The organism is Moorena sp. SIO4G3, assembly GCF_010692305.1.
In the GTDB taxonomy this organism is placed as follows: domain Bacteria; phylum Cyanobacteriota; class Cyanobacteriia; order Cyanobacteriales; family Coleofasciculaceae; genus Moorena; species Moorena producens_A.
The window spans coordinates 1-8,817 of sequence record NZ_JAAHIG010000355.1; the positions used below are offsets into that span (position 1 = coordinate 1).

Here is an 8,817-nt window from a genome sequence, read left to right on the forward strand (position 1 = left end):
ATAAATGTTGGGAATTAGTTGATGCTTTAATGCGTTTAAGTCGTCATAAGCTCGATAATTATTTACGAGGTATGAGAGCTATGAAGCTTATACAGTCTACTTTTTAGCTCTCATGTCGCCCCCCCAGGGATAGAACACTTTGGTACTAAATTTGGCAGGATAACTGTTGCAGTAAGTCCTGCCTATACAAGCCAAAACTGCTCTAATTGCGGCGAAACAGTTAAGAAGTCTCTATCAACTAGAACTCACTTCTGCAAGTGTGGTTGTCATACCGAGTTGCGTTCAAAGAGAAAATCTATAAAAGCAACAGTATCGCCTCTGTATAATCCTGATTGAATTTGTTTTCAAGAGGTGGAGCGCTAAAAAATTAAATTATGTTATAGTTTTTTCAAACAACTGACTCAAGGTAGTATACTCAAGTTAACTATTTCTTAAAGATTGCTTAATATCCCATTACTATGAGTAGACTAAGTATAGCAGCAAGTCACCTAAGTATAGAGGGGGTGAAGCAGAAAATGAAAACTGCCCCTAATTTTTGGCAAAGGCAAAAATGGTTAGTAATTTATAATGCTTTAGTTGACCCCAGACCAGCTGCTGAAATTGCTCAACATGCAGGAGTGTCTGTAGGTACAGTTCACCGAGTTATAAGCAAATATAATCGAAAAGGTGTAGAAGCTATTGAAACACAAGGAAAAGGGGGTAGACGTAACTGTTATCTGACTTGGTCAGAAGAGAAAGACTTTTTGGCAACTTTTTTCAAAAAAGCAGCTAAAGGCCAAATCCCGACAGTAAAAGAAATTCAATTAGCTTTTTAAAAACAAGTGGGTCAGCCAGTAAATAAAACTACAATATATCGTCTTTTGGATAGACACCAATGGCGAAAAGTAGTTCCTAGACCTTCACACCCAAAAGCTAAACAGTCGGAACAGTCAGCTTTTAAAAAAACTTTGAAAAAGAAGTTAAACAACTCGTAAAAACTAGAAAATCTGACGATAAAAGACCAGTTATAATGATGGCCACCGATCAAGGCAGATTTGGTCGCCTTGGAGAAGTGCGAGGTTGCTGGTGTCCACCAGGAATAAGGCCAGTGGTCTGTAAACAACAGGTAAGACAATATATCTATGCTTATGCTGCTGTTGCACCGGCTTTGGGCAAAATGACATCTCTGATTTTACCTTATGCTAACACAAAAATGATGAATTTATTTCTCAAACAAGTCTCAGAAGATTTTGGGGAATATTTGATCATGCATGCAAATGGATAAAGCCGGTTGGCATAGATCAAAAAGTTTGGAGATACCGGAAAATATTCGGATTATATTTCAGCCAGCCTATAGTCTGGAGTTAATGCCTGTTGAGCATCTTTGGGAACATATTAGAGAAAACTATTTTTCTAACAAAATCTTAACATCTATGGAGCAAGTAATGGACACAGTAAGTCATGGCTTAGTAGAGCTTGGCTCTTCTGAAGAACTCTTGGGTTCAATGACATATTTTCCTCATCTGAGAATTAGCTCTTTGAACGCAACTTAGTATCAGTTAGATAGAGACCACAATACTGCGATTCGGCGTTCGCACCTCAAGCAGCGTCGGCTTTGCCGAAAGCGTGGCCTTCGGCCTCAGCCGACGCTTCGCGAACAATATCCTAAAGAGAGCTTTGAGTACGGTGGGGTTTGAAGTTACCGTAAGTAGAGGGTCGCCTTTACAGGGGACTGGCTATGAGAAAAAGGGTCAAAACTTATTAACTAAGGCGACCCTCTACTAAGGTTTCGTTTCCGGCACACCGGAACTTGGATTGACCGTAGGTCACACTACGCGAACGTCGATCCGAACGCTCGGGGAGAGGCGGCCTCTACTCTTCTTGGCTCTGGCCTGGAAGAGCCACGCTGCCTCGTTGAACCAAGAATCCCCGCGCCTAAAGGCCGGGGAGTGTCAAATCCCCTGTATGTATAATAGTATTGGTAAGTAAACTGCCCTAGTGAGTAAAAGCCAAGACTTACCTGGTAGCAGAGCTTAGAAAATCTGTCAAAACCCCTGACTCTCCTGGTAAAAAATCAAATCAATATGGTAGACGGCAAAGTAGAAATCAGCTCCTTCGGGGCGAGGGAAGTAGCCTTGGTAGTAGACAAACCTACTACCGGAGTAAGTCCTTTTAACTCAGGATTGTCTGCCTGACGCACTCAGAACTATTTTCAAGTGAGATGACTGGAATCTACACTGCCGATGAATTACAACAGCTGATGACCCAGGAGTCAGAGCGATGGCGACCACTGGTATTTACTAATGGGTGTTTTGATATACTACACATTGGTCATGTGCGTTACTTAAAGATTGCCAAATCCTTGGGTTCAGCTCTAGTGGTCGGGCTAAATAGTGATCAATCAGTAAACCGCATTAAACCATCACAGCCAGGATATCCTTCCCGACCACTGGTTCCTGAAATACAGAGGGCAGAAATTCTGGCAACTCTCAAACCCGTAGATGGGGTAGTGATTTTTGCTGAAACCACAGCTAATCGTTTAATTGAAGCACTGCAACCAGAGGTGTACGTTAAAGGGGGTGACTACACTTTATCCACTTTACCAGAAGCCCAAATTGTTCAATCCTATGGGGGGCGGATTGAGTTAGTCCAGGTTGAATTTCCTACCTCCACTACTCAAATCATTAACCGCATTCTTCAGGCTCGATAAGCACGTGAGAATAGAGAATGGTTAAAATTTGGTAAATTGTTGTGGGTGTAAATTGATTCTTTGTCAATTTCGGAAAAAACTTTTCATACCCTTGGGTGTTGTCTCTTCCTAGCTGGTGTCTCCCTATATACAGTATAGGCACGCTACATTAGGCATGATAGCAGGCTTACATTACGTACTAAGCACGCTTACACACTTAACTATTAACCATTAACCATTAACCATTAAACCAACACCTAACCCCCAACCCCTAACAATTAACCTGCAAGTTAATTGTTCAAGCAGCGATTAGAGTGAAGCACCGAAGCGAGACAATTGACGGACTACGATCGCACGAATTTTGGCACAAGTTGTTCATCGTAAAAGGTTTAAGGTTAGACAATTATAAGCTTGAAGGTTGTATACAAGCGGTTCCTTGCCGTAGTCTAGGTTAAAAGCATGAACTTGCTTGACTCTCGACTTTAAAACCTATCACATTCAATCTTCTTGAGTGCAACCTCAAACCCTACCCTTCATGAGCGATCAAACGGCCCGGTTACCAGCAGAAGTCTCTAACACAGTTGCCGAACTCCAGCGCCAGCTAAAGTCTAGTTCTGAAAAAAAACAACAGGCTTTGATTCAGGAACTTGCCAACACTGGCACTGCCGGGTTAGACGTGTTAATGGAATTTTTACAGGAGCAACATGCCAACCCGACTATCCTCAGTGCTGGTTTTGCCTATCAAGCCCTCCATCAAGCCAATATGCCCAAAACCAATGAATTTTTGCAAACCTATTTTCCTACTGGGGTTGTACCCCTACGTTCTGAAGCAGGCATTGATTACACACCCGTGCAACAGCTGTTAGTTAAACAAGATTTTCTCGCAGCTGACCGTCTTACTCTCGAAAAACTCTGTGAGTTAGCAGGAGCTGCTGCTCTACAGAGAAGATGGCTGTATTTTTCCGAAGTAGACAATTTCCCGATTACAGATTTGCAAACTATTGATATCTTGTGGGTTATTCACTCTCAAGGCAAATTTGGATTTTCTGTGCAGCGGGAGCTTTGGTTGTCTTTGGGCAAGAACTGGGAAAAACTTTGGCCAAAAATTGGTTGGAAAACTGGCAATCGCTGGACCCGATATCCCCATGAGTTTATCTGGGATCTCAGTGCACCAAAAGGTCATTTGCCTCTTTCCAATCAGCTCAGAGGTGTTCGGGTATTTTCCTCTTTGCTTTCTCATCCAGCTTGGTCTACTCGGATATGACTGCCATAAGCGGTCAGGAAGGAAAAAAACACAAAAATGCTTCTGATACCAAAAAAAATGGCATGATTTAAGCATTTATTTTCCTGAGAATTTGTTGACTTCACTACTCTATCTGGGAACCTTAAGTGTTGTGGGTAGTACTACAGTAGCCAGTGGACTGTGGTGCTACCAAAGGTAACCATGGGGAATGGGTTGGTTATGGCAAAAGAAAATCAACTTTTTTGTACTCTGGATGGTTTGACTCCTAAAGAACGGGAAAAAAAACGACTGAAAACTCTGCGGGATTTAGGTCTACTCGAAGCAGAAACAGTACCAGTTTTTGACGAGGCAACTCAGACTACTGCCAGATTTTTAGATGTGCCTATCTGCATTTTGGGCTTTATGGTACAAACGCAACAGCACATCAAATCAGCTGTGGGATTATCTAGAATCGGGCTAATGAATCGAGTGGCACAGTCCCGTCAGTTGCCCCGTAGTGAATGCTTTTGTAGCTATGTAGTAGATAGTCATCAAATGTTGGCGATTAATGATACAGTCGCCAACCCTGTCTTTGCTAGTAGTGTACTGGTTCACCACTACGGTATCCGTTCTTACTTAGGTGCACCCCTGTTAACTGCTGACGGAGAATGTTTAGGTACCCTAGCCGTTATGGATTTAGTACCTCGCAATTTTACCACCAAAGATTATGAGTTTTTGGCAATTACCGCTCGCTGGAGTCTCAGTGAATTTGAGCGGAATCATTTTTTGAAAAAAGAGCGTGACCGCTTTGTTAACTGGCTACCTAACTCTTCCAGAGAGGCTCAGCACTCTCTGGAAGTGGAGTCTGATCGGGAAATTTATAGCCCTAAGAATATCTGTCTAGATGGAATAGCTGGTTTTAACTCAGTTCACACCATTAAGTACAAATTACTAACTCAGCTGACACAGGAATTGCGCACACCTCTAACATCAATTATGGGAATGGCTAGTGTATTAAGTCGCCAAGTTTATGGGTCTTTGACTGATAAACAAAAAGAATATCTAGAAATTGTTTATTGCAGTGGTCGTCAGCTGGTCTTGATGGTTGATGAAATTCTTTGCTTGGGGATTTTTGAGGAAAACAGCGAACAACTAAATTTAACTGCTGTAGATATTGAAATGCTCTGTCAACAAGCAATTAACAATTTAGCACAGATAGCCCAGCAACATCGACAAAAGTTGCATTTATCTGTAGAGCCAGGGAATCGCATCTGGTTTCTGGATAAAGAAAAGGTCAGACAAATGCTATATTACCTCATATTCAGTGTGATTTACTCGGCTGAAGCAGGGGGTGAAATACGCATCCATGTCTCTCGAAAAACTGATTTGGACAGGGCTAATGTCGTGTCTTTGAAAATCGCGGTTTGGGTTTCTCACCCCTGGCTCGGAGATGGTCTACCTCAGATGTACGGACAAATTTCTGAGTTACCGTTACAATCTCCCTCAGCAGCAGCAGCAGTTGCTAATGCTTTAGAAACCCCATTCATCAATGAACGACTGGGAATAAGTGAACTACCTTCGAGTTCTAACTTCCTCTGTGACAATCAGTTTTTATCCAGTTCTTTTGACCCAGAAAGCACTAGTTGGAGTTCTGAATCGGAAAAAATACCTCAGAATAGTGAATCTCGTGAAAGTTTAGGGCTATTACTAAGCTGCCATTTAGCTAAACGCCATAGAGGAAAAATTTCTGTTCAAGGTTTGCCAGAGTTAGGGTATCGCTACGTGATTACTTTACCTAAATTAGAGTCTCCTGATCAAAACTGTTAAACCACTGTTCCGATTCATTGACTCATATGTTAAACTAATCTGGGCAACGGTGGTGTCAAGGTGATCTAGCCATCAGACCTAGACCGTATTTCTCAAAAAAACTCATAAATAGAAGACTAAGGGCTGATAAGTGTTGCTGAGTTAATAAATTATTTAACTTTGCTTAGTCTTTCTGAAGTGGTCGATAGCAAAAGTGCTAAAGACCCCCTGAGAACACCAGCTTTTCGGGAAGCGTCGAACAGTTTTTTAGTATTTAGTGAATGAATCCTGATCTATAATCTTTGATTATAGATGGGGTGGGTTCAAAGAAAAAATAGACAATGAATTCAGCATGGGCTAAGTTTACTCTCTCAAATTTACAGCTGTATCGGTGGCGAGCCACTAGCTATTTGTATCGCCTAGTGGGACTCCTAGATGCTTGGCGTCAGAGTAGCTTGCTCCTACAGTGGTCTGACCCAATAGGAGCGATGATAGTTGCTCTGGTGTTAAGTTTAGCTCCTTTTGTCTCCAATGCTCTAGTAGGCATCTTGTTAATTGCAAGTGCAGGGTTCTGGCTATTGCTAACCCTATCCGATGATACAGGAAAGCCCAAGGTCAGCCCCATTCATCTGTTAGTTGTTCTCTACTGGAGTGTTGCCACCATAGCCACCGCAGTCTCTCCGGTGAAAGGGGCTGCCTTTAGTGGTTTGGTGAAATTAACCCTTTATTTGTTGTTTTTTGCCCTGATGGCAAGGGTATTGCGTTCAGGTCGGCTTCGTAGCTGGATTATTACCCTGTTTCTCCATATATCACTTATTGTCAGTATTTACGGCTTGCGGCAGTGGTTTTTTGGGGCTGAAGCATTAGCTACCTGGGTAGACCCCACTTCCGCAGCAGCAAAACTGACACGGGTCTATAGTTATCTGGGCAACCCGAATTTACTAGCTGGTTATCTGATCCCAGCAGTATCATTGAGTTTGGCAGCAGTATTTGTCTGGCAGGGTTTGCTCCCCAAAGCCTTAGCACTGACGATGGTGGTCGTGAATTCAGTTTGTCTAGTCCTAACCTTTAGTCGGGGTGGATGGATTGGTTTTGTTGTTTGTATTTTCGTCTTCTTGATCCTGCTGGTGTATTGGTACAGTGTGCAGTTGCCCCCTAAATTACGCCCTTGGGCAATGCCAGCGCTATTAAGCAGTTGTGCTGGGGTGATGGTTCTCGCAGTCATGTTTGTTCCAGCTATACGCGATCGCATTGCTAGTATTTTTGTTGGTCGGGAAGATAGTAGTAACAACTTCCGCATGAATGTTTGGTCTGCTGTGGTGGATATGATTCGTCACCGACCTATCATTGGCATTGGTCCAGGTAACAACGCCTTCAACAAAATCTATCCCCTTTTCCAACGCCCCAAATATACCGCCCTCAGTGCCTATTCGATTTTCCTAGAAACTGCAGTAGAAATGGGTTTGATCGGGATCTTATGTTTCCTTTGGTTGTTGATGGTCACTATAAACCAAGGTATGCAACAACTAAGTCGTCTGAGAAATTTAGCTAACCGTCAGGGATTTTGGCTGATGGGAGCCATTGCCACCATGTCAGGAATGCTCGCCCATGGTCTGGTAGATACCGTTTGGTACCGTCCTCAAGTGCAGACCTTATGGTGGCTAGTCGTTGCCATTATTGCCAGTTTCTATGTCAATCCGAATTCTGACCCGTCAAAAGTTTAGAATTTTTAGGTTGCTTTGCAGGTTGGAGGTTACAAGTTACCCAGTTACAGGTTGCTAGTTTTGTGGTGACCTACCAACCTTGGCCAAAAAGCCACGCGTGCGCGTTTAACCTACCAAGCAACTAACCAACCTTGGCTAAAAGGCCACGCGTGCGCGTTCAACCTTCAATAACGTTTGAGAGCCCTTGCCATATCTCGCTGATCCTGACGCCTCTTAATCGTCTCGCGCTTATCATGGAGCTTTTTCCCTCTGCCCAAACCAATGCTGACTTTAACTAAGCCGCGCTTCAAATAAATCTTTAAGGGGACAAGGGTTAAACCTTGCTGTTCTAATTTACCGGTGAGCTTATTGATTTCCTTACGGTGCAGCAGTAGTTTTCGGCTGCGACGGGGGTCATGATTAAAATATTCGTTGATATTTTGGTACGGAGAGATATGGACATTGAGCAGCCACGCTTCCCCACCACGAATCAACCCATAGCCATCCCGCAAGTTGACCTTGCCAACTCGGATAGACTTCACCTCCGTTCCCTTTAACTCAATCCCCGCCTCGTAAGTCTCTAAAATTTGGTAGAGAAAACGAGCTTGTCGATTATCACTAATAACTTTATAACTTTCACCTTTATCACTCATAGTCTTCCCACTCCCACAAGCTTGCAGTTATTTAACTGTAGCGCCTGAGGTTAGAACTGGCGACAACGGGAAACTATTAACTTTTATGAAGATATTGAGATTTACCTGCCAAACGGTTACAATAGATACAAAAATCACAAATCGTTCATCTGTTCATGACTTGAGCATGGGTGATCAAGTTTCATGGAGAGACGGAAGTAAGGATATATCCTGAAGGTTAGTAAACAGCTAGAGAAAATGTCGCAGAGTCTACCAAAAACTCTTATTATTTGTTAGACTTAAATTAGGGTAACACCGACAGGGATTATTATGTAACTTAAATTAAAGCCGAAAACCAAGGGTTTAATAGTTGCGCTCTCTATCCCGGTGTTATAACTTTTTTGACATTTTTATGGCGCTCGCGGGATATTCCGTCAGAGAAGCGCGGAGATACCCCCTGGATGCGATTGCATCTTGCCTTGGCGGGCTAGGATCTGCCTTGGTAGATTCTGGTAGCTAAAAAGTATCGGAAAATTTTGAGGGTAAAAAAATCCTCAAAGTCTTATTAGTTTAAATAGGTAAGAGGAGGTAAGTAATGGTTACTTTAAATAAATCATTAAAGAAATATAACAAAAAATCGATAAATGCTCAAGTATCACTAGGGCGTGTCATCAATTAAGCCAAATTACAGCAGCAGCCAGATAAATTGCTCCTAGGAAGTTCTGAGCTCGCTTATCGTACCGCGTCGCGATCGCTCGATATTGCTTGAGTCGGGCAAAAAAATTC

General features: G+C 42.7%; 10 protein-coding genes and 2 pseudogenes. 10 read left to right on the top strand and 2 right to left on the bottom strand.

Translation table 11 applies throughout. The features are described from left to right. The 10 genes and pseudogenes from F6J99_RS36275 to F6J99_RS36315 all read left to right on the top strand — a co-directional run. Positions 1 to 133, top strand: a pseudogene (locus tag F6J99_RS36275) (IS4 family transposase); the annotation flags it as partial. Then, a pseudogene (locus F6J99_RS36280) lies at positions 130 to 267 on the top strand (zinc ribbon domain-containing protein); the annotation flags it as partial. The pseudogenes F6J99_RS36275 and F6J99_RS36280, both read left to right, overlap by 4 nt. A 248-nt stretch (positions 268 to 515) precedes the next feature. Beyond that, a complete protein-coding gene (locus F6J99_RS36285; RefSeq protein WP_293120491.1) occupies positions 516 to 815 on the top strand; it encodes a winged helix-turn-helix domain-containing protein in 300 nt (99 codons plus the stop codon). 6 nt (positions 816 to 821) lie between these two features. Continuing rightward, complete coding sequence (locus tag F6J99_RS45870) at positions 822 to 974, top strand: winged helix-turn-helix domain-containing protein (RefSeq protein WP_365974981.1); 153 nt, start codon at positions 822 to 824, stop codon at positions 972 to 974. A gap of 38 nt (positions 975 to 1,012) precedes the next feature. Further along, positions 1,013 to 1,264 (top strand): hypothetical protein, encoded by a 252-nt coding sequence (locus tag F6J99_RS36290; protein WP_293120493.1) that lies wholly within the window; start codon positions 1,013 to 1,015, stop codon positions 1,262 to 1,264. Then, entirely contained in the window at positions 1,251 to 1,532 is a 282-nt protein-coding gene (locus tag F6J99_RS36295; protein ID WP_293120495.1) for a hypothetical protein, read from the top strand. Before F6J99_RS36290 ends, F6J99_RS36295 begins: the two co-directional genes overlap by 14 nt. Positions 1,533 to 2,200: 668 nt before the next feature. Beyond that, a complete protein-coding gene (locus tag F6J99_RS36300; RefSeq protein ID WP_070395231.1) occupies positions 2,201 to 2,689 on the top strand; it encodes an adenylyltransferase/cytidyltransferase family protein in 489 nt (162 codons plus the stop codon). 514 nt (positions 2,690 to 3,203) lie between these two features. Next, a complete protein-coding gene (locus F6J99_RS36305) occupies positions 3,204 to 3,932 on the top strand; it encodes a GUN4 domain-containing protein (protein WP_070396930.1) in 729 nt (242 codons plus the stop codon). Between the two features lie 198 nt (positions 3,933 to 4,130). Next, complete coding sequence (locus F6J99_RS36310) at positions 4,131 to 5,717, top strand: GAF domain-containing sensor histidine kinase (RefSeq protein ID WP_293120497.1); 1,587 nt, start codon at positions 4,131 to 4,133, stop codon at positions 5,715 to 5,717. A 320-nt stretch (positions 5,718 to 6,037) separates the two neighbouring features. After that, positions 6,038 to 7,420 carry an IctB family putative bicarbonate transporter gene (locus F6J99_RS36315; protein ID WP_293120499.1) on the top strand — a complete coding sequence of 461 codons (1,383 nt, stop codon included), beginning with the start codon at positions 6,038 to 6,040 and terminating at the stop codon, positions 7,418 to 7,420. Between the two features lie 164 nt (positions 7,421 to 7,584). Here F6J99_RS36315 and smpB read toward each other — a convergent pair whose 3' ends face one another. Both smpB and F6J99_RS36325 read right to left on the bottom strand, forming a co-directional pair. Then, positions 7,585 to 8,052, bottom strand: a complete 468-nt coding sequence (smpB, locus tag F6J99_RS36320; protein ID WP_293097118.1) for an SsrA-binding protein SmpB — start codon at positions 8,050 to 8,052, stop codon at positions 7,585 to 7,587. 650 nt (positions 8,053 to 8,702) lie between these two features. Then, positions 8,703 to 8,817, bottom strand: a 115-nt coding sequence (locus tag F6J99_RS36325; RefSeq protein WP_293120501.1) for a transposase, incomplete at its 5' end; no start/stop codon positions are given.

Bases quoted from the DNA above. Each gene is read 5' to 3' on its own strand.
- F6J99_RS36295 (WP_293120495.1), top strand. From the start codon at position 1,251: ATGCAAATGGATAAAGCCGGTTGGCATAGATCAAAAAGTTTGGAGATA.
- F6J99_RS36310 (WP_293120497.1), top strand. From the start codon at position 4,131: ATGGCAAAAGAAAATCAACTTTTTTGTACTCTGGATGGTTTGACTCCT.
- F6J99_RS36305 (WP_070396930.1), top strand. From the start codon at position 3,204: ATGAGCGATCAAACGGCCCGGTTACCAGCAGAAGTCTCTAACACAGTT.
- F6J99_RS36315 (WP_293120499.1), top strand. From the start codon at position 6,038: ATGAATTCAGCATGGGCTAAGTTTACTCTCTCAAATTTACAGCTGTAT.
- F6J99_RS36290 (WP_293120493.1), top strand. From the start codon at position 1,013: ATGGCCACCGATCAAGGCAGATTTGGTCGCCTTGGAGAAGTGCGAGGT.
- smpB (WP_293097118.1), bottom strand. From the start codon at position 8,052: ATGAGTGATAAAGGTGAAAGTTATAAAGTTATTAGTGATAATCGACAA.
- F6J99_RS36285 (WP_293120491.1), top strand. From the start codon at position 516: ATGAAAACTGCCCCTAATTTTTGGCAAAGGCAAAAATGGTTAGTAATT.
- F6J99_RS36300 (WP_070395231.1), top strand. From the start codon at position 2,201: ATGACTGGAATCTACACTGCCGATGAATTACAACAGCTGATGACCCAG.